Origin of the sequence: Helicobacter sp. 10-6591 (assembly GCF_003288805.1) — a bacterium.
Classification (GTDB): Bacteria; Campylobacterota; Campylobacteria; order Campylobacterales; family Helicobacteraceae; genus Helicobacter_F.
Window position 1 is genome coordinate 1 of sequence record NZ_NHYK01000020.1, and the last position, 19,903, is coordinate 19,903.

The 19,903-nt window shown below is 39.6% G+C and carries 20 protein-coding genes; 14 read left to right on the top strand and 6 right to left on the bottom strand.

The window, feature by feature from the left end:
- The coding region (locus CCY97_RS06725; RefSeq protein WP_146744521.1) for a hypothetical protein at positions 1-1,894 on the bottom strand (1,894 nt) is incomplete at its 3' end.
- A 230-nt stretch (positions 1,895-2,124) separates the two neighbouring features.
- Here CCY97_RS06725 and nikA point away from each other — a divergent pair.
- From nikA to CCY97_RS06795, 14 genes are all read left to right on the top strand, one after another.
- Entirely contained in the window at positions 2,125-3,615 is a 1,491-nt protein-coding gene (gene nikA, locus CCY97_RS06730) for a nickel ABC transporter substrate-binding protein (RefSeq protein WP_112064712.1), read from the top strand.
- Between the two features lie 3 nt (positions 3,616-3,618).
- Complete coding sequence (locus CCY97_RS06735; RefSeq protein ID WP_112064713.1) at positions 3,619-4,539, top strand: ABC transporter permease subunit; 921 nt, start codon at positions 3,619-3,621, stop codon at positions 4,537-4,539.
- 1 nt (position 4,540) lies between these two features.
- A complete protein-coding gene (gene nikC / locus CCY97_RS06740; protein ID WP_258457084.1) occupies positions 4,541-5,398 on the top strand; it encodes a nickel ABC transporter permease subunit NikC in 858 nt (285 codons plus the stop codon).
- A complete protein-coding gene (locus CCY97_RS06745) occupies positions 5,391-6,809 on the top strand; it encodes an ATP-binding cassette domain-containing protein (protein WP_112064714.1) in 1,419 nt (472 codons plus the stop codon). Before nikC ends, CCY97_RS06745 begins: the two co-directional genes overlap by 8 nt.
- Positions 6,810-6,868: 59 nt before the next feature.
- A complete protein-coding gene (gene hisS / locus CCY97_RS06750; protein WP_181562858.1) occupies positions 6,869-8,191 on the top strand; it encodes a histidine--tRNA ligase in 1,323 nt (440 codons plus the stop codon).
- A 24-nt stretch (positions 8,192-8,215) separates the two neighbouring features.
- Positions 8,216-10,021 carry a M3 family oligoendopeptidase gene (locus CCY97_RS06755; protein WP_112064716.1) on the top strand — a complete coding sequence of 602 codons (1,806 nt, stop codon included), beginning with the start codon at positions 8,216-8,218 and terminating at the stop codon, positions 10,019-10,021.
- On the top strand, positions 10,018-10,494 hold the full coding sequence (locus tag CCY97_RS06760) for a hypothetical protein (protein WP_112064717.1): 477 nt from the start codon (positions 10,018-10,020) through the stop codon (positions 10,492-10,494). The genes CCY97_RS06755 and CCY97_RS06760 overlap by 4 nt, the downstream gene beginning before the upstream one ends.
- Before the next feature lie 73 nt (positions 10,495-10,567).
- On the top strand, positions 10,568-10,888 hold the full coding sequence (locus CCY97_RS06765; protein ID WP_112064718.1) for a hypothetical protein: 321 nt from the start codon (positions 10,568-10,570) through the stop codon (positions 10,886-10,888).
- 5 nt (positions 10,889-10,893) lie between these two features.
- Positions 10,894-11,466, top strand: a complete 573-nt coding sequence (locus CCY97_RS06770; RefSeq protein ID WP_112064719.1) for a YigZ family protein — start codon at positions 10,894-10,896, stop codon at positions 11,464-11,466.
- 29 nt (positions 11,467-11,495) lie between these two features.
- Complete coding sequence (gene hemJ / locus CCY97_RS06775) at positions 11,496-11,939, top strand: protoporphyrinogen oxidase HemJ (RefSeq protein ID WP_112064720.1); 444 nt, start codon at positions 11,496-11,498, stop codon at positions 11,937-11,939.
- Between the two features lie 13 nt (positions 11,940-11,952).
- The gene (argH, locus tag CCY97_RS06780) at positions 11,953-13,353 is read left to right on the top strand and encodes an argininosuccinate lyase (protein WP_112064721.1); all 1,401 of its coding nucleotides are present in this window, start codon (positions 11,953-11,955) and stop codon (positions 13,351-13,353) included.
- Positions 13,350-14,075: a bifunctional demethylmenaquinone methyltransferase/2-methoxy-6-polyprenyl-1,4-benzoquinol methylase UbiE gene (gene ubiE, locus CCY97_RS06785; RefSeq protein WP_112064722.1), complete on the top strand. Its 726-nt coding sequence runs from the start codon at positions 13,350-13,352 to the stop codon at positions 14,073-14,075. The genes argH and ubiE overlap by 4 nt, the downstream gene beginning before the upstream one ends.
- Before the next feature lie 12 nt (positions 14,076-14,087).
- On the top strand, positions 14,088-14,876 hold the full coding sequence (locus tag CCY97_RS06790; RefSeq protein WP_112064723.1) for a histidinol-phosphatase: 789 nt from the start codon (positions 14,088-14,090) through the stop codon (positions 14,874-14,876).
- On the top strand, positions 14,866-15,792 hold the full coding sequence (locus CCY97_RS06795) for a DNA ligase (RefSeq protein ID WP_181562853.1): 927 nt from the start codon (positions 14,866-14,868) through the stop codon (positions 15,790-15,792). The genes CCY97_RS06790 and CCY97_RS06795 overlap by 11 nt, the downstream gene beginning before the upstream one ends.
- A 15-nt stretch (positions 15,793-15,807) precedes the next feature.
- Here CCY97_RS06795 and CCY97_RS06800 read toward each other — a convergent pair whose 3' ends face one another.
- The 5 genes from CCY97_RS06800 to CCY97_RS06815 form a co-directional block, all read right to left on the bottom strand.
- Entirely contained in the window at positions 15,808-17,454 is a 1,647-nt protein-coding gene (locus CCY97_RS06800) for a cation acetate symporter (protein ID WP_112064725.1), read from the bottom strand.
- A gap of 9 nt (positions 17,455-17,463) precedes the next feature.
- Complete coding sequence (locus CCY97_RS06805; RefSeq protein ID WP_112064726.1) at positions 17,464-17,802, bottom strand: DUF485 domain-containing protein; 339 nt, start codon at positions 17,800-17,802, stop codon at positions 17,464-17,466.
- 208 nt (positions 17,803-18,010) lie between these two features.
- On the bottom strand, positions 18,011-18,160 hold the full coding sequence (locus CCY97_RS08285; protein WP_181562854.1) for a DUF5989 family protein: 150 nt from the start codon (positions 18,158-18,160) through the stop codon (positions 18,011-18,013).
- Positions 18,161-18,170: 10 nt separating this feature from the next.
- Positions 18,171-18,581, bottom strand: a complete 411-nt coding sequence (locus CCY97_RS06810; RefSeq protein ID WP_112064727.1) for an SxtJ family membrane protein — start codon at positions 18,579-18,581, stop codon at positions 18,171-18,173.
- Positions 18,578-19,897 carry a hypothetical protein gene (locus CCY97_RS06815; RefSeq protein ID WP_112064728.1) on the bottom strand — a complete coding sequence of 440 codons (1,320 nt, stop codon included), beginning with the start codon at positions 19,895-19,897 and terminating at the stop codon, positions 18,578-18,580. The genes CCY97_RS06810 and CCY97_RS06815 overlap by 4 nt, the downstream gene beginning before the upstream one ends.
- Between the last annotated feature and the right edge of the window lie 6 nt (positions 19,898-19,903).

The window sequence follows — 19,903 nt, forward strand, 5'->3', positions numbered from 1 at the left end:
AATCTAAGAATGTAGCTCTTGCAGTAGCTGTGGTTATAAGTGTTCTGTTTAATGCAGCAGCTGCTGTTTTAGAACCATCTATGTTGGCAACAAGGCCTCGGAGCATGTCACCGGTGAATTTGACTGATTGGTCTGTGGATTCTATTTGGGTGTGTGCAAATATATTGGCTTTGTTTGCATTATCATCTGTAGTAAATGCATTAGCTACTTGAGTAACATCTGCATTCTGAGCATTTATAGTTAGCTTTTCTACTGTAATGCCTTCACCTTTGAATTGGACTGTTTTTATTTGCTGGCCACCACCATTGCTTTGATTCTCTACTTTCCAGTCTAGGATTTTGATACTGCCGCCGTTAGAGGAATTGCTATTGGTGATTACGGTGTTATTGCTTACTTTGCCTTTGTTGTCTAGTGCTAATTCACTCTTGCCATTGTTGGTGATATCACCTTGGAGGATTCCATCTTTGTCATTCTTGAAACCACCTTGGATTCTGCCATTAGTACCTACTATAATCGCTTCCTCCCCCTCTTTTGAACCTAATTGGCCTTGGTTAAGAATCCCAGCTTGCTTACCTTGTACAAGACCATCTACTTTGATTTGGCCTATGGTCATAGATGTTGGTTTGATGCCTTTGAAACTTTGTGTATCATTATGATCTTTGTCTATTTTGATATTAATCCCTACGCCAGTTTCTCCAATGATAGTCCCTGTGTTTTCTATAATGTCTATAGAACTTTTTCCATCACCATGACACTGTTCGATAGTACAACCAAAAAATACTGTTACACCATTATTATGACCTTGTATCACTCCAGAATTTTGCAGTGTCATGATACTACTGATGGCATTTTCCCCAACATCACTATTATTATCTAGTTCAATAGCAGATTTTTGACTCATAAGGGTTCCACTATTTTTGAGAAGCGTTATAGTGTTTTTATTGTTTTCACCTTTAATCGGCCCAACATGCACAGCAGCATTTCTTGCTTTGATAAGCCCTGTGTTTTCTAGGGTCTTGATACTGATTTCCCCAGGATCAATAAAATCTTGAAGTTCTATACCAGAACTATCCCAATTGCCTTCCTCTGCCAATATCGTGCCATTATTGATAAGAGTTTCAATATTTGCATTACTCGATAATCCAAGACCTTTTGTAAAGTCAGAATTACTCTTTCTTTTTGTGATTAATCCTTTGTTGATGAAAGTTTTTATTGTGGAATTTTTCATATCCATTGCATTGTGTCCATTTGAATGAATCGTGCCATCGTTAGTGAAATTCTCAATAGTAGTGTTGTAGAGAACAATGGTTCTTTTGTCAGATTCTATAAGTCCGGAATTTGAAAAATTGGTTATGGAATATGTGCTTTGTTTGTTGTTGTCTTTATTGAATCTGATAGCGCTATTTTCGTTACTGTTGTCACCTTTTTTAGTGTTTTTAATCGTTCCGATGTTTGTGAAGTTTGTGATTGTTTTGTTGCCTTGTCCTGTGATAAAAACTGTTGATTGTCCCTCTGAGGTGAGTGTGCCTTGGTTTGTGATGGTTGGAATCGTGTAGTTTTGGTTTTGGCTGTCTTTGCCTATAACTATAAGACCATTGTTACCTTTTATAGAAGTCCCATTTTCTATGAGTAGTGAGCTTAGAGTGTTGTTATTGGGGGGATTACTTGTTTCTATTCTACCGCTTAGATTATTTTTACTACCGCCATTATTTGCGATGATGGTAGTGATGCCTGGATCGCTCCCATGTTTAGTATTACTCACAGAGAGATTACCGCCATCAACTGCAACCTGCCAACTAGGATTATTGTGTTCTCCTGCTGCGCTTGAAGCGCATACGCCTAAAAGCAGTGCTGTGATAGCTGAGATTCTGTTTATGGGGGCTTTTGTGTTCATGTTTTTTCCTTGAGGTTGTTCATGTTTTTTTTGGTCGTTCATGTTTCCACTGTCCTATAGAAATAGGACACTGATTTATAACACTAATGGATGGAAAATATATCTACAAGTAAATATATAAAAAATTATATTTGTGTAGAAAATAAACACTGGCTTGCCAGTGTGCAAGCGTGCTATTAGCGCATTTGAGTAGAATTACAACTATTTTTCATAGTCAAGGAGTTTTAACAATGCGATTTTTTCTCATGTGTCTTGTCTTTGGTCTCTTGGTTTATGCTCATGACTTACGGAGTGCATGGGCTGTAAATGCGGGGATTTTACACCCACATTTTTATTCACCTAATCAGATGTATGCGCAAGTGCTTGTGTATGAGGGGTTGGTACGATTTGGCAAAGATGGTGTGATAGAGCCAAGCATAGCTTCTTCGTGGGAAGTCTCTGATGATGGTAAAGTCTATACTTTCACTTTGCCAAAAGGTATGAAATTTTCTGATGGTAGCGAGCTTGATGCTAAGGCTGTGGAGCAGAACTTTTCTATGATTATGGAAAACAAAAAGCATCATTGGTGGCTAGGGCTTGTGCAGGTTATAGAATCATTTGAAGCTGTGGATTCACAACACTTCGTGCTGCGGCTAAAGTCCCCATATTTTGCTACTTTGAAAGAATTGAGTTTGCCTCGACCTTTCAGGATTTTGGCCCCTTCTGGATTTGGTGATTACATGAGTATAAGTCCTATAGGTTCAGGGCCATGGAAGCTCGAAAAATCTGTGCTTGGGGTGCATGATATTTTTATACCAAATCCTTACTACAGGGGCAAAAAGCCGGAGTTTGAGAGGTTTATTGTCAAGGTGATACCAGATCCTCATGCGCGCCTCTTGGCTTTGGAATCTGGGGCTATTGATATTCTGATTGGGCGTGAGATGCTGAGTGTGGAGAATTTCGTGCGACTATCCAAAAATCCCAAGTTCCGCACACAAATATCAAGACCACAAGGCACAAACTTGCTTGTACTCAATTCTGCTTCAATCAATTCAAATATGCGTAAGGCAATCGCACTTGCTTTCAATAAAGAAATGGTTCTTAAGAATATCTTGCTCAATGTCGAGCCACAAGCTGATACACTCTTTAGCAAAGAGGTAGCAGCCTTTAGTGCAAACCTAAAGCCCTTAGGCTTTGTACCACAAGAAGCACACAATCTCATCGAGCAAGAAACCCAGAGGGTCTTCACCCTTACCTATCTTGGTTCAAATCCCACACAAAAGGCAATCGCTGAGGCACTGCAAGGTGATCTAGCAAAAGTCGGTATCACTCTAGAACTGAAGGCAAAAGAGCAGACTAGCTTCTACCAAGCGCAGAAAAATGGGGACTTTGACATTATCTTTAATGAGACTTGGGGCGATCCTTTTGATCCCCATGCGTTTTTGGGCTCCATGCTCGCGCCAAGCCATGCGGACTATGCAGCACAAAGCTTGCTAGAGAATAAGCAAGAAATTGATTTAGCGATAAGAGAGATTCTTCACAGCAATGATGAGGAGGTCTTGGCGAGCAAATATGCTTTTGTCTTGCAGGCATTACATGATAGTGGTGTATATTTGCCTATCAGTAGAATGCCTGTATTTGCAGTCTTTTACGATGAAAGATTACAAAACTTTTCTTTTGGGGAAATGAGAAGCGAGTTTATGTTCCACCTTTTGCAACCTAAAATGGATTCTCTAAGGTAGAAAATGGCACGTTACATCCTTGCAAGAATCTTATGGCTGCTTCCACTTAGCGTGATAGTCAGTATTATTGTATTTGCCTTGTTGCGATTTAGTCCGGTTGATGCGGCTTTGGCATATTTGGTGCAGTCTCAGATCCCACCTACAGAGATGGCACTGCAGAGTGCAAGAGAGGAGCTGGGGCTAGATAAGCCATTTTTCACACAATATTTTTTGTGGCTTAAAAATGCCTTGCACTTTGATTTTGGTGTGTCTTTTGTCACCAAAAGACCAGTTTTAGACGATCTGCTTTACTACTTGCCTACGACTTTGTATCTTACTTTTACTTCCATGCTTCTTGTGGTGGGAGTAAGCATTCCTCTTGGCATGCTTAGCGCGATATATAAAAACAGTGTGTTTGATAGATGTGTGCGGTTTTTGTGTTTCATTGGGGTTTGTGCGCCCAGCTTCTGGGTTGGATTCTTGTTGATTTATATATTTTCAGTCAAGCTTGGTTGGTTCAATCCATATGAGCAAAGCAGCTATTTTCTACCTGTTTTGACACTTTCTTTTATGTCATTGTGTATCAACATCCGTATCATGCGCTCATCTGTCTTAGAGCATAAACTCTCTTCTAGTCTTTTTTATACAAAATTGCGCCACAAAGAATCATACAAATGGCATTTACTCAAAAACTCTCTGCTACCTGTGCTTACCTCTTTTGGTATGCACTTTGGGGAGCTACTTGGTGGCGCTGTGGTGGTGGAAATGCTTTTCAGTCTACCTGGCATTGGACGCTATACACTTAGTGCTATTACTAATCACGACTATCCTGTAATGCAGTGTTTTATGCTCTTGATGTGTGGGATTTTTGTGCTTTTAAGCCTTTTGGTAGATATTTGCTACTGCATGCTTAACCCTAAGATAACTTATATCAAGGAAGGATAAGGTGAAAAGAATCTTTGGGAGATTACAGATTCCTTGCTTTCATAACTATGCCTATGTGATCTTTGGTATGTTGTTTGCACTTACTTTACTTGTGTTTTGTGCGCCATTGCTGCCACTTGATCCTCTAAGTACAGATTTGTCAAAGAAATTTGCCGCTCCTAGTTTAGAGCATTGGCTTGGGTGTGATCATTTGGGCAGAGATGTTTTATCAAGGCTTATCTTTGGTGCGCACACTTCACTTGTTAGCCTGCTCATTATTAGTTCTTGTATTGCTGTATTCTCTTTTGTCGTGGGCATTGTTGCGGGGTTTAAAGGCGGCATATTTGATAGTGTCTTGATGAGAATCTGCGATGTGTTTTTTGTCTTTCCCACGTTTATTCTTGCGCTATTTTTCATAGGGATTTTAGGGGTTGGGATAGAAAATGTGATTCTCTCTATTGTACTAACGCATTGGGCGTGGTATGCACGGGTTGTACGTAGTATTGTGCTAGAGATGCGCACAAAAGGCTTTGTGCAAGCAGCTAGAGCGCAGGGATTTGGTGATTTTTATATTATGCGTGTGCATATTTTTCCGGCAGTTTTTGCGCAGATGATAATTCTCTTGACACTTGATTTGGGGCATATGCTTTTGCATATAGCGGCACTTTCTTTCTTGGGGCTTGGGGTACAAGCACCAACGCCTGAATGGGGGATTATGATAGCTGATAGTGCACCCTACATTATGGAGTATCCGGAACTCATGCTTCTGCCCGGAGTATGTATCTTTCTTACTGTGGCGTTATTTAATACTGCCGGTGAGATTGTGCGCGACTGGCTTGATCCAGAAGAAAATCTCAAGAGAAGTGAATTTTATGTCTAAGCTTATTTGTATGCAAAATTTCAGGCTTTTTAGCCAAAAGCGCGTGTATTTGGAGAGTATCAACCTCTGCATTGAGAAATCACAAAATTTCGTTTTGCTTGGTAATAGTGGTGCTGGCAAAAGCCTGCTTTTACGATCGATAGTTGGCGAGATACCTGAATATTTTTCTACTTCTGGGGATATAAGATGGTGTGGGAGTAAAAATTATGGTGTGATACTCCAAAATCCTGCCATATGCTTTGATGAGGTGTTTTGTATTCGAAGCCATTTCAGAGAATCTGCAAAGACTAAACGTCTTGAATCAAGCGATAGAGAGTTTATAGAGTTGCTTGCTTTGGTAGGTTTAGATTCTCAAGTGCTAGATTTGTATCCGTTTGAATTAAGCGGTGGAATGCTCCAACGTGTGATGATAGCCATTGCTCTTTTGGGAAAAAGTGAAATTATCTTTGCTGATGAGCTTACAAGTGATTTGGATAGGGGCGATGAAATCATAGAGCTGCTTTTGGAGCTACAGACAAAGAGAGACTTTGGATTGTTTTTTATCACGCATGATTTGCATCTTGCGCGCAAAGTGGTGGATTGTGGTAGGAGTAGCGAGGTGGCGATAATGCAGAATGGATGCATAATAGAGAGGGGTAAAGATATTTTGGATACTCCTATCCATAGCTTTAGTAAATCTCTTGTACAAGCGCATAAAAATCTGGAATCTTTAAGAGCACCACAGAGTAAGACACATCAAGTACTACTCCAAGGAGATAATCTGTATAAAAGCTACTCTCATGGTATCTTTAGACGTAAAAATATTGAAGTTTTGCAGCCATTTAATATAGAGCTTTACCACAAGGAAAATTTAGGGATTTTAGGGGCTAATGGCGCAGGAAAAAGTACTTTAGCAAAGCTTTTACTAGGTATTGGTCTAGCAAAAGAAAGCAGGCTTTACTGCGATGGGGTTTCTCACTCCCAAGATTCTTATGCGTATAGGGCTAAAATGAGCATAGTTTTCCAGAATCCAAAAGCTACTCTTAATCCGCGCTTTAGTGCTGAGGAAAGCATCTTAGAGCCATTACATAAGATTCCAAAAGCCAAGAGAGCACAGTATCTTCAGAAAATCAAAGACTTGCTTCCACTACCAAACATCTCGTATAAAAGCCAATTTTATAGTGGCGGAGAGGCTAGCCGTATAGCATTAGCACGTGCGCTTATTACAAATCCTAAGATTCTGATTTTAGACGAGGTATTTAGCAATCTTGATATGGTACTGGTAAGTGAGATTTTAGAGCTACTTATAAAGCTACAAAAAATCTTAGACATTACTTATGTAGTGATTTCTCATAATCAATTTGTTTTGCAGGCATTATGCAGACAAGCGCTTGTAATAGAAAATGCACAGGTGCGCAAAAAGCCCGTATAATCGCAAAAATCGTGTATAATGCCCACTCTTAGTGATATGGATTCTCAGGAGTTTGCATGCTGGTTACCCCCCGAACATTAAGCGGTTTTAAAGACAGATTGCCGCAAGAGAGTATGGCAAAAAATATGCTTCTTAATCGTGTGAGCGAGGTGTTTTTGAAGTTTGGTTTTGTACCTATTGAGACGCCGCATATTGAGCATGCAGATATACTAGTCAAACAAGGGAGTGAGGAGATACAAAAGGAGCTCTATCGCTTTAATGACAGAGGCGGGCGTGATGTTGCGCTGCGCTTTGATCTCACCGTGCCTTTAGCGCGTTTTATTACACAATACCAAAACGAACTTGAGCTACCCTTTAAACGCTATGCTATTGGCAATGTCTTTCGTGGAGAACGAGCACAAAAAGGCAGATACAGAGAATTCACGCAATGTGATTTTGACTTCATAGGTTCAGAATCGCTCTCTTGCGATGCAGAGATTTTGCAAGTGATTTATGCATCACTTATCAATCTGGGCATGAGTGAATTTAGTATTTGGCTCAATCATAGGAAGATACTAAATGGGATTTGCAAGCATTTTGGCATAACTGACAAAAGCTCTGTTGATGCTGTTTTACGGGTTATCGATAAGCTTGATAAAATCGAGCTTGGTGGGGTGATTAGCGAGCTTAATATAGAGCTTGGGATCTCTACGCAAAAAGCACAAGAGATATTGGAATACACATCAATCAAACAAAATGGTGCAGGAAAGGAATTTTTCAAAAGCATAGAATCCATGAAAGAATGGAATAAAGAACTCAAAGAGGGGATTGAAGAGCTTGAGGAGCTTTATGAGATTCTCTTGCCTTTACAAATGGATAAGGATTGTTATCGCGTGAATTTTTCTATTGCAAGGGGACTGGGATATTACACCGGGATAGTCTATGAAACCGTGCTTCATAGACTACCAAGCATTGGGAGTGTGTGCTCTGGAGGGCGCTATGATAACCTCACCAGGACTTTTTCTAAACAGAGGTTAAGTGGTGTTGGGGCTTCTATAGGTGTGGACAGACTGCTTGCAGCAATGAAAGAATTAAGGCTTATCGGGGGCAAATCAACTTCCGCGCGTGCGCTTATTATTTCAATGGATAAAGCATATCTAGGGTATGTGCATTCATTGGCTGAGTCTTTTAGGCGCTCTGGAATAGCTATCGAGGTGTATCCTGATATTGTCAAGCTCAAAAAACCATTTAGCTATGCGAATGTATTGGGACATGAGTTTGTCCTGGTCGTGGGCGAGAGTGAATTTAAAGCCAAAAGCGTAACGCTTAAAAATATGACAAGTGGTATGCAGATGGAGGATATTACTTTTCTTAAAGCATTGGAATTGCTCAAAGAGGATTGATCTCAATCAAAATAGGAGGATTGTATGGAGCAAAATAGGCAAACTACAAATGACACAAAGACGTTCTCTGCTTGTAGTGAATGGAATCTCAAATCTCTGTTTTCTTCACATAAGCAGGCTGTTTCCTCTTGTACAAAGATTTTCAATGCAAGCAAGCGTTTTAATAAATCCTTTCAAGGCAGACTTTCTAGTATCCCGCCAAATGAGTTTTTGAGTATCTTTGAAGAATATGAGAGCTTGTGCGAGCAGATTGGTAGAGTGCTTACTTATGGATTCTTGCTTTTTGCGCAAGATACTAAAAAAGGTGCTGTTTATGCAGAGCTTGAGCAGAAAGCGCAGAGAGCACAAAATGAGCTTTTGTTTTTTGAAATTGAGCTTTGTGCATTGGATACAAAACAGCGACAAGCAATAGCAGCTTGTGCGCAAAAATATGCGTTTTATCTCAAAAAACTTGGTATGCAGGAGAAGCATTTGCTCAGTCTAAAAGAAGAGCAGATTCTCTTAAAAACTTCTGCAATTTCCACTGACGCATTTTCTCGGCTTTTTGATGAGCATTTAGCACAAATGCGATTCAAGGTGGATGAGGAGCTCCTCAACGAAGAGGAGATACTCTCAAAGCTACATCACGTTAATCGCAAGCTAAGAAAGAAAGCACAAAAAAGTTTCACAAAAGGGTTGGCAAAATCAAGACATTTGCTTGGATTTATCCTCAATGTCGTACGCAAAGATGTGGCATTAAAAAAAGAGTTGCGCGGATATGCAAAAAGTGAGAGTTTTCGACATCTCTCCAACTGTATTTCACAAAAAAGCGTGGATAAGCTTGTGGAACTAGTCAATGCAAATTTTGCTATGGTGCAGAGATATTACAAAATAAAATCACATCTCTTAGGCATAAAAGATCTGAAAGACTATGATAGATATGCACCGCTAGAGTTTCAAGAAGATTCTAAGAAAGGATCAAAAACTACGCACAATCTTGAGTACAGCAAAGCTCTCTCATTAGTACTCAGCTCTTTTGATGAGTTTAGTCCTGTGTTTGGAAAAATAGCAAGAGAGGCTATTAAGAACGGATGGGTGGATTCGCACCCTAGAGAAAATAAGCGCGGTGGTGCATTCAGCCATGGGAGTGTGCCAAGCGCGCATCCTTATGTGCTTTTAAATCATACCGATTCAAGACGCGATGCCTTTACCATTGCCCATGAGTTTGGGCATATGATACACCAAGAGCTTAGTAAGAAAGTGGGTTATCTTAACATGGATACGCCGCTTACTACAGCAGAGACAGCCTCAGTATTTGCAGAAATGCTGCTTTTTGATTCTCTAAAAAACAGTCTCCCAAAAGATGAGCTTTTATCTCTGTATGTAGGAAAATTGGAGGATATTTTTTCTACTCTTTTTCGACAGATTGTGATGACAAATTTTGAGCGAGAGATTCATAACAGAAGTGGCGAGCTTAGCGTAGATGAGCTTGATAGAATCTGGCTTACAGAAAACAAAAAGATGTTTGGAGATTCTCTAAAACTTACAAAAAATTATGCTTCGTGGTGGTGTTATATCCCACATTTTATACATTCTCCTTTTTATTGTTATGCGTATGCATATGGGCAGCTCTTAGTGCTTTCACTTTTTGGACTTTATAAAAAGTCACCAGATACTCAAACACGACAGAAATTCATTGCAACCTATCTTGATTTTCTTTCATTAGGTGGGAGTCAAAGTCCTAGAAAATTGGTTAAAAAGTTTGGATTTGATATCGAAGATTCTACATTCTGGACACTTGGTATGGATGAAGTCAAGAGATTACTAAAGGAATTTGAGGATTTATTATGATTCTGAAAAATCCTAGGTTGAAAAAGCTGCTTATCAAGCACCTCAAGGATATTCTTGGTTTCCTTGTAAGTGAGGGCATTTCTTTTAGCATCTTATGCGATATTTCAAAAACGCATTTCCAACCATCACTGCCTGAGAATATTGCAAAGGATATTGAGGATTTGACATTATTTGTGCTTGCGGGTTATACATTTGAGAGTATTGCATTTGAAAGTTTTGGCATGAGTTTTGAAGCAGGGTTTGGGGTGCAAAACTTTGGCAGCTTGGTGAGTATAGAATATGATGGGATTGTACAGATTCTCTTGCAAGATTCTCACCTACTGCAAGAGATTTCACTTTTTGTCAATATCACAAATCCCAAGCTTTACGACAAGCTAGAAGATACCAAGGAGGAATCAGAGGGTTTAGAGCATTCCTTTTTGGCGCTTACTTCCAATCCAGATAATTTCCATTTGCTCAATAAAAAACAATGAATGGAATATATTTTTTACAAATCAAGGCAATTGGCAGTGTTTTCCTAAGCCAAACGCACAAGAAGCAAATGCTATGAAGTCGTTTCTGAAGTTTTTTATCTCAGCACTTGTTGGTGGGCTGTGGTTTCATTTTGGTGGGAATGATCCATCAATGGCACTTGTGCTATTTATCATCGTGCTTGGCATAATGTTTATGAAACCAATCCAATACCAAGATCCTAATAGGCGCGAGGAATATATGCAAAAAATACGAGATAGCAGGGAACTCAAACTTTCGCTTGAAAAAGAACGCTTGGAGGAAAAAAAACGTATCAAAAAAATAAAACGCGAACAGGAAATAAAATCAAAAAAAGATTTTGAAAACAAAATGAAAAAGCGCGTCAAGAGTCGTTAGCAAGTATGCAAGTTTTTAGTAGTAATACTTGCGCTAATGGCTTTTTTGAATCTAAGGGTTCAAAGTTTTTGGGCTTTTTGACTACAGATTCCCAAATGAAAGATTTGATGCACTCTCTTAGAGTAAAGCACCAAAAGGCTAGGCATTTTGTGAGTGCTAGCAGAATCCTGAATGAACATTCGCAAATCATAGAGAGCTTTAGTGATGATGGTGAGCCAAGAGGAAGTGCTGGTATGCCTTGTCTGAAAGTTTTGCGGGGTGAAAATCTTGTAGGTTGTGGCTGCATTGTCGTGCGGTACTTTGGTGGCACGATTTTGGGTGTTGGTGGATTGGTACGTGCTTATACCCAAAGTGTACAAGATTGTATCTTGCATGCCAGAGAGCAGCATTTTATTACGCCTTTTGTTCCCAAGGCTACATTAGAGATTACAATTCCATACTCCCAGCTCTCAAGACTCGAATATGAAGCAAAGAAACTCAACCTTTCGTTGCATAAAAATGCATTTTTGGAATCTAGCGTGCAAATCACGCTGTGTGGTGCTTGCAATCTCATAGAGGCCTTCAAAAATAAGCTATAATGCGTGCTTTAGGAGAAGGAGAGTGGTTTATGGAGTTTTTTTCCCACTATTATTTAGGTATCAAATGTGTGCATATTGTTGCGATTGTTTGTTGGATGGCTATGCTTTTTTATCTCCCAAGACTTTTTGTCTATCATGCAGAAAATTCTTATAACAGCGAGTTTGTGAGAGTTGTCAAACTGCAAGAAAAGAGGCTTTATATTTATATAGGTTTGCCTGCACTTGTTTTGACGATTCTCAGTGGTGCAGCACTTATACTTGCAGATCCTCAGGTATTTGCTGGTGGTTGGCTGCACGCAAAACTTCTGCTTGTTATATTGCTTGTGGCATACCACTTTAGCTGTGGGGTATTTATAAGAACTCTAGGCAATAGAAGCTGTAATAAAAGTGGAAAGTTTTTTAGAATCTACAATGAAATCCCCACACTTTTTTTGATTCTTATCGTGATACTTGCTGTTTTGAAGCCGTTTTGAAGGATTTGACTTTATGGCAAAACTTTGGGGTGGGCGCTTTGAACAAGAATCAAGCAAGCTCTTAGAGGATTTTAATGCCTCTATTGGATTTGATTGGCAGATGTGGCGTGAGGATATACAAGGCTCTATTGCACATGCCAGGATGTTGCATAAGATTGGAATATTAAGTGAGAGTGAGCTTGATTCTATTATCACTGGTTTAGGACAAATAGCTAGAGAGATTGAGAGTGGGAATTTTGTGCTAAAAAACAGCGATGAAGATATCCATATGGCAATAGAATCTGCTCTTAGCGCTCTTATCGGTGATGCTGGCAAGAAACTACACACTGCTCGTAGCCGAAACGATCAAGTAGCACTTGACTTTAAGCTTTTTATCCTCAGGGCAAATAAGACCTTGCGACTAAAACTTCTCTCTCTTATGCAAACTCTGCTTCACTTAAGCGAGAGTCATACTCAGACGCTTATGCCAGGTATGACGCATTTACAACATGCCCAGCCTGTAAGTCTTGGATTCCATCTGGTTGCATGGTGCTGTAATTTTATGCGTGATATCTTGCGTTTGGAATCAAGCTTTAAGCGTAATAATTTCTCGCCGCTTGGCAGTGGTGCGATTGCTGGGACACCTTATAACAATGACAGGGGGTTTGTAGCCAGAGAGCTTGGATTTTATGCACCAAGTCTTAATGCCATGGATTCTGTGAGTGAGCGGGACTTCGCACTTGATATGCTCTATGATATTGCTATGCTTATGATGCATATCTCACGCATTAGCGAAGAGCTGATTTTATGGAGCAGTACGGAATTTGGATTTGTTACTCTAAGTGATGCATATTCTACAGGCAGCTCTATCATGCCCCAAAAGAAAAATCCCGATGTACCTGAGCTTTTACGCGGGAAATCTGGACGGGCTTTTGGGAATCTCCAAAGTTTGCTTGTAGTGATGAAAGGCCTACCGCTAGCTTACAACAAAGACACGCAAGAGGATAAAGAAGCGGTCTTTGACAGTATAAAGACTGCCAATATAAGTATCGAGATTTTAGAGCAGTGCTTGGCCACACTTACATTTCATACACAAAATATGCTGAAGATGGCTGAAAGTGGGCATCTCAGCGCGACAGACCTAGCAGACTTTTTGGTCAGGGATTGCAATATACCCTTTAGAGATGCTCACCATATCACAGGCAGAGTTGTAGCATATGCGCAAAAGCTGGGCAAAGATATAAGCGAACTCACACAAGAGGAACTCAAAAGCATAGATTCTCAAATAGCAGATGGTGCGATAAAGGTTTTAGATCTTTATGCAAGTATGCAAGCTCGAAATTCCTTAGGAGGCACTGCTAGCTCACAGGTGACAAGACAAATACAAGAACTCAAAGATTTTGTAGTAACAGCCAAAAGAGACTTAGAACAATGAGCACAAAAGACAAGCAACAGCAAATTATTAGCATGTTTGATTCCATTGCAAAGACTTATGATGTGACAAACCACGCGCTCAGTCTTGGTATTGACACCAGATGGCGCAAAGAAGCCTGCAAGAAGACATTGGATTTGCTCTCTAAAAACTCTAATCTTAGGCTTTTGGATGTTGCCTGTGGAAGTGGTGATATGATAAAGCATTGGATAGACACTCTAAATGAGAGCAATGCGCAGGATTACAGAATCTATGGACTTGAACCATCAGTGAATATGCTTGAGATTGCGCGCAAAAAGCTAGAGGGGTATGGGTGTGTTGGATTTAGCAAGAGTGAAGCAAAGATTCTGCCTTATGGAAATGAGAGTATGGATATTGTCTCTATCGCCTATGGGTTGCGCAATATATTGGAGTATGAGCTTGCATTGGATGAGTTTGCAAGAGTGTTGAAAAAAGGTGGAGTGCTTGTTGTGCTGGAGTTTTTAAAAACTGACAACACGAGTATGCTAGGCAAATTTATGGGGTTTTATACACGCAAGATTTTACCTCTAGTAGGTGGGCTTATCTCTGGCAATTTTCGGGCTTACAAATACTTGCCAGATTCTATTGAAAGCTTTATTACCTTAGAGCGTTTTCAAGATTTATCACAAGCAAGAGGTATCCAAAAGAGTGTGGCTAAATCTTATAGTGGGATTTGCACTTTATATATCGGTGTGAAATCTTAGTAAGGAGAATCTATGCGAGTGGATATGCACAACCACACCCCTTTATGTAATCATGCCACAGGCCAGCCACGAGAATACCTACAAAAGGCTTATGAGCTAGGCATTGACATTTATGGATTTACCTGCCATGCACCTATGGGGTTTGACAGGGCGTTTCGTATGAATCTCAAGCAGGTGGACTCTTATATAGCTATGCTAGAGGCTTTGCGCGAGGAATTTCGTGAGAAAATCGATCTACGCATAGGTTTGGAGGTCGATTTCATCAAGGGAAGAGAGGATTTAATAGAATCTTCGGTGCTAAGTGCAAAGTGCGATTATCTGATTGGCTCGGTGCATTTTCTAGGTAGCTTTGGCTTTGATAATCCAGAGTTTTTGGGACACTACCAAGGATATGACCAGGTAGAGTTATGGGAGGAGTATTTGGATTCTATTGAACTGTGTGCAAAAAGCGGATATTTTCAAGTGATTGGGCATTTTGATTTATTAAAGATTTTCAACAATCCTCCTCCTCAAACACTCAGACCAAAGATTACTCAGACCCTAGAGACGATCAAACAAAGTGGTTGTATTATGGAAATAAATGCCTCAGGATTACGCAAACCTTGTCTTGAGCAGTATCCTTCAAGAGAAATACTAGAACTTGCCTTTAGTATAGGTGTACCAATCACTTTTAGCTCCGATGCACACGCTATAAATCATGTGGGGTTTGGCTATGAGACATGCAAGAATCTCGCTCTAGATATTGGCTATAAGAGCATATGGGTTCATAAAAACAAACAAGTGCAAGAATTTGAAATATAAACTGCTATATATCTTTTTTGTGAGCTTTGCTCTTGGCTTTGAGGTCCTGGAGTTTAGCCAATACCAAAAAGAGAGCATAAAGCCTACACTCTATCTTGTAAGCGAGAAGTATGATGGTGTGCGTGGGGTATGGGATGGGAAAACTCTCCGTACCAAAAGGGGTAATATCATTGCGGCTCCGGCATGCTGGATTGAAAAGCTTCCACCTTTTGCATTAGATGGTGAATTATGGATGGGCTACAAAGGGTTTGAATCTGTGCAGGCTTTAAGCACGCGCAAGGATTCCGTGTGTGATGATTGGCAAAAAGTGAGATACAAAGTATTTGATGCACCAACTTGTGCTTTGGAATCTTCTTATAAGAATGGATTTGGTGACCAATCGGGATTTTGTACTCTCTTTGCACGCTTAGATAAAGTAAGAGAGTTTCTACAAACCAAGCAAGAGAGTGTAATTGATCTCATTCCGCAAAGTGCGCTTGATTTTAGCGATAACAAATCCTTTGACACATTGGATTTCCTCTTGCAAGAGGTTCTAAAAAAAGGCGGCGAGGGCTTGATACTACGGATAGATGATAAAGCTTATACTCCAGGGCGCGCAAAAGATGAGCTAAAACTCAAAGCCTATGCTGATAGCGAATGCAAAGTCATTGGCTACACAGAAGGTAAAGGCAGGTTAGAAGGAAAAACAGGTGCGCTCATTTGCGAGCAAGAGATACAAGAGGGGAGTGATTTTTCTTATGATTTTAGCCTATGTGCAAAGCCTTGCGTGATACACTTTAAGATAGGCAGTGGTTTGAGTGATGAGCTAAGAGAGAATCCGCCAGAGATTGGGAGTGTTATCACCTACCGCTACAATGGCTTCAGTAAGAATGGCTTGCCAAAGTTTGCACGCTTTTTGCGTATGTATGCACAATAGCTTAAGCTTGCCTTATTAGTGGCCTGCTGCTTCGCTAATGCCCACTCCACTTTGTGCTCGAAAATCTTGTGCTTTAAATCCTGCTCTATCAATCTCTGCGCGTGGAGAATTATCAAGCTTTGAAATCACATAAATAAGAATGAATGTTAGTGGCATAGAGAATAATGCTGGATGGTTGTAAGGGAAAATCGCCTCTGCAAAACCAAAGCTTTTCACCCAAATACTAGGACTAAGCAATACCATAGTAACCACAGCTATAAGCCCAATAAGCCCTCCCCAAAACGCACCTTTAGTCGTCAAATTTTTCCAATAAATACTAAGCAAAAGGATGGGAAAATTTACGCTTGCAGCGATCGCAAAAGCCAATCCTACAGTGAAAGCAACATTTTGATTTTCAAAGATAATGCCCAAAACAATCGCCAAAAGCCCAATACCAATAGTTGCTATCTTGGTAACGCGCATCTCAAGCTTGGGATCGCACACGCCGTTTTTACAAACATTCACAAATAAATCATGACTAATAGCGCCAGCCCCAGAGATTGCCAATCCTGCTACCACAGCTAAGATTGTCGCAAAAGCCACTGCTGAAATAAATCCTAGAAAATAATCCCCGCCAATAGCCTGAGCGAGAGTAATAGCAACCATATTAGAGATTCCATTAAAGCTGCCATCTTCTTTTGTAAATTCAGGATTCCCAAGCAAGAGGGCGATAGCACCAAAACCTATGATAAAAGTGAGGATATAGAAATATCCGATAAAGCCAGTAGCAAAAAACACAGATTTTCTGGCTTCTTTTGCATCTCTCACTGTGAAAAACCTCATCAAAATATGTGGCAATCCAGCTGTTCCAAACATCAACGCCAGACCCAATGAAAGAGCTGAGATTGTATCGGGCAAGAAAACACCGGGTTTCATAATGGCCTCACCTTTTGGGTGGTTATTGATAGCTTGGGAGAAGTAATAGCTCATATCAAAACCTGTCTTATAGAGAATCATAAATGCCATAAAACTTGCTCCACTAAGCAATAAAACCGCTTTGATAATCTGCACCCAAGTAGTTGCGTGCATACCACCAAAAACCACATAACATATCATTAAGATTCCCACAAGCACGACAGCTACAGTATATGGAAGTCCAAAAAGAAGCTGGATAAGCTGACCTGCGCCTACCATCTGCGACATGAGATAAAACACGATCACACTCAAAGCAGAAACAGCTGAGATAATACGGATAGGCTTAGCATCCAAACGATATGCAGTAATATCAGCAAAAGTGAATTTACCCAGATTGCGAAACTTCTCTGCTATAAGAAACAAAATAATAGGCCAGCCAACCAAAAAGCCTACAGAGTAGATAAGTCCATCAAAGCCATTAGTAAATACAAGCGCGGTAATCCCAAGAAAGCTCGCAGCACTCATATAATCACCAGCGATTGCCGTGCCATTTTGCAATCCTGTGATATTACCCCCAGCGGTATAAAATCCGCTTGCGCTCTTACTCTTTTTATTAGAATAATAAGTGATACAAAGTGTTGCACCTACAAAGAGTAGAAACATACTTACAGCAATAGGATTAAACTGTGATGGCAAAACATCACCTATATCAAATCCAGCAGCAGCAACCCCACTAACTATAAAAAACAAACCAAGTAATATTCTCATGCCAACCTCCTATTTGCCATTTTTCAAATCTTCTAATGCACCGCTTCGTTCCAACTCCTCTAAAACATTGCTTTGCAACTTATCAAAATGCTGATTTGCAAAGAATGTATAAAGCCCTGTAGTTAGAATACACAGCATAATAAGAAAGATTCCAATGAGAATACCAAGAGTAATCGAACTAGGCCCCAAACGATACCCCAAGACTTCAGGAAACATTCCTACACTTATCACAAAAGCATAGTAACAGACCAAAATGACAACAGAAAGCCAAATAGCCACCTTATTTCTTAAAGAAACAAACTTCTGAAAGTTCTCAACAGATTGTGTGTATTCCGATGTATTCTTCATTCTAGCAACCCCTTCCCTACAATCAAAATTAACATAAAAGCTAGATAACCTAGCACAACTAACTTTAAGGATTTCTTAAGATAAGTGTCTGAGGTATATGAGAGTCAATTAGGGTTGTGTTACTTTGTAAGAAACTCTAAGTCCTAAGCCAATTTAGAACCTAGATGAGTGTAAGTAACACAGCTGCAAATTCTCTGTAATAAGATTTCTAAAAAATTGTGTAGATAAATGGAGCTACGGCACTGCCTTGCGCTAGTACAATGAATGCTCCTAAAAACAGCATGACCAAGATTAACGGAAAAAGCCAAAATTTCTTTCGCACTTTCAAAAATCTCCATAGCTCTCTTATCATATCCATTGTGTCTCCTTTAAAATTGCTCTTTCATCGAATGCAACGAATCTTGCTCTCTGTCTAAAAAATAGCTTTGCGCAGATTTATCAAACTTCTGATTCAAACAATCCCGTCCAAAGATTCTAAAAACAACTCCAATAGGACTAAAAACACAAAAGAAAAGTATAAATAAAATGACTCTAGATACACAAAATCCCATAGTCTCGCCAAAAATCAGCCACACACGATACACTGGTTCTATAGGCTTAGGATACGCCAACAAAACAACAGCTAAGAGACTAATGCTAATGCCCCATATTCTTATTTCTTGAGTATCCAATAAAGGAAATATTCCAACACAGGCAAATACACAAGCTAGAATACTTAAAAATATGCGTAAATCTTTTGTAGGAGTGTGTCTATGCAAAATATTTTTATTGTCTTTCATTGGTGTGTCTCCTTTGTCATCTTGTTTTTTATAAAGTCTGCAATGTAGTGCGCAAGAAGCTTGTTTGCTAATGCATTTGGGTGCGTATCCCAGCGAGAGATTCTGTATTTGAAGTTTTCAAAATCTCCTGCTTTCACACGCGATAGATCTTCTGCATAATCAGGAATAATCTCGCTTAAGACCATAAAGTCAAAATTTTCTCGGCTCAGAAACTCTTTTAGTGCATCATCATATTTGTCGAAAAATTCTGCATGCATATCATAATCCCACAACACGACCACAAGATCTGAGTTGTATCTCTTTGCTAATAGCTCTCTAGCTTGTTTGAGTATTGCAAAATAGAGTTCCAAATCGTTTGTGGTATTGAGTTTCAAATAATCAGGATTTGAAAGATATCCATTTTTATAAAAAATATTTCGTGCCAAAATATGTTGTGCCACATGTCCCTCTTTAAGAGTAAGTAGCTTATAGACTTTGGACTTTGCCAATTGGTTTTGCAGACGTTCTTTGAAGCTAAAACTGACAGATCTTGTAGTTTTTTTGGTCAGTATATTTATCTCTTTTGGAGTAAAAACACCCTGATAGAGTGGCTTATGATGGGAATCCAATATATATTTTGGTCCCCCAAATACACCAAATACACGATATATATGGTGTGGGATAGCAATATAAAAGCTCATGATTGATTTGCAAGTTTTTAAGACCGCAGAATCTCTCTCAGATTCTATACGCGCCAGCATAGTATGGGCTCCAGCGGCACCTATACCAAAATTGCTCACTTTGTATTGTGGAAGAAGCTTTGCTATTTGGCTAGGGAGGGTTTGCTCATCCTCTAGTCCATTTCCATAGGTAAAGGAGCCTCCATAAAAGCTTATACATTCAAGAGAATCTGTATTATTTGGTGTAGTCACCCGTAAGCCAAAAAAATCTGTATGGTATGTCACATCAGAGACAATTTCAGAATCCACCATAAAAGTTATATGCGACTTTGCATTTGGTCTCAAACTAAAACCTAAAACAGAATCAGGTTGTACCATACCATCGTCTCTGAGCATAAAACTGCATACAAACTCTGCCAATGCAAGACAAATAGGGATAATGCTTAAATAAGCAAAAGCAAGCTTTTTAAAGGAGTTTAAAGGGGTTTTTATGCTTACAAACACACTGAGAGCAAAAAGACATAGAAAAATAATGCCAAAAGGCACAATAGAGAAATCAAAACTAAGCATAACCTCAGTCTCAAGCTTCAAAAGCAGAGGACTTAAGACAAGCAGCACAAGAAAATAAAACAATGGTTTTTTTACAAAATGTTTCATAATTTC

What these genes read in the sequence shown, in the direction of transcription:
- nikA (WP_112064712.1), top strand. Translation starts at nt 2,125, where the DNA reads ATGCGATTTTTTCTCATGTGTCTTGTCTTTGGTCTCTTGGTTTATGCT.
- CCY97_RS06735 (WP_112064713.1), top strand. Translation starts at nt 3,619, where the DNA reads ATGGCACGTTACATCCTTGCAAGAATCTTATGGCTGCTTCCACTTAGC.
- CCY97_RS06745 (WP_112064714.1), top strand. Translation starts at nt 5,391, where the DNA reads ATGTCTAAGCTTATTTGTATGCAAAATTTCAGGCTTTTTAGCCAAAAG.
- CCY97_RS06755 (WP_112064716.1), top strand. Translation starts at nt 8,216, where the DNA reads ATGGAGCAAAATAGGCAAACTACAAATGACACAAAGACGTTCTCTGCT.
- CCY97_RS06760 (WP_112064717.1), top strand. Translation starts at nt 10,018, where the DNA reads ATGATTCTGAAAAATCCTAGGTTGAAAAAGCTGCTTATCAAGCACCTC.
- CCY97_RS06765 (WP_112064718.1), top strand. Translation starts at nt 10,568, where the DNA reads ATGAAGTCGTTTCTGAAGTTTTTTATCTCAGCACTTGTTGGTGGGCTG.
- CCY97_RS06770 (WP_112064719.1), top strand. Translation starts at nt 10,894, where the DNA reads ATGCAAGTTTTTAGTAGTAATACTTGCGCTAATGGCTTTTTTGAATCT.
- hemJ (WP_112064720.1), top strand. Translation starts at nt 11,496, where the DNA reads ATGGAGTTTTTTTCCCACTATTATTTAGGTATCAAATGTGTGCATATT.
- argH (WP_112064721.1), top strand. Translation starts at nt 11,953, where the DNA reads ATGGCAAAACTTTGGGGTGGGCGCTTTGAACAAGAATCAAGCAAGCTC.
- ubiE (WP_112064722.1), top strand. Translation starts at nt 13,350, where the DNA reads ATGAGCACAAAAGACAAGCAACAGCAAATTATTAGCATGTTTGATTCC.
- CCY97_RS06790 (WP_112064723.1), top strand. Translation starts at nt 14,088, where the DNA reads ATGCGAGTGGATATGCACAACCACACCCCTTTATGTAATCATGCCACA.
- CCY97_RS06800 (WP_112064725.1), bottom strand. Translation starts at nt 17,454, where the DNA reads ATGAGAATATTACTTGGTTTGTTTTTTATAGTTAGTGGGGTTGCTGCT.
- CCY97_RS06805 (WP_112064726.1), bottom strand. Translation starts at nt 17,802, where the DNA reads ATGAAGAATACATCGGAATACACACAATCTGTTGAGAACTTTCAGAAG.
- CCY97_RS08285 (WP_181562854.1), bottom strand. Translation starts at nt 18,160, where the DNA reads ATGGATATGATAAGAGAGCTATGGAGATTTTTGAAAGTGCGAAAGAAA.
- CCY97_RS06810 (WP_112064727.1), bottom strand. Translation starts at nt 18,581, where the DNA reads ATGAAAGACAATAAAAATATTTTGCATAGACACACTCCTACAAAAGAT.
- CCY97_RS06815 (WP_112064728.1), bottom strand. Translation starts at nt 19,897, where the DNA reads ATGAAACATTTTGTAAAAAAACCATTGTTTTATTTTCTTGTGCTGCTT.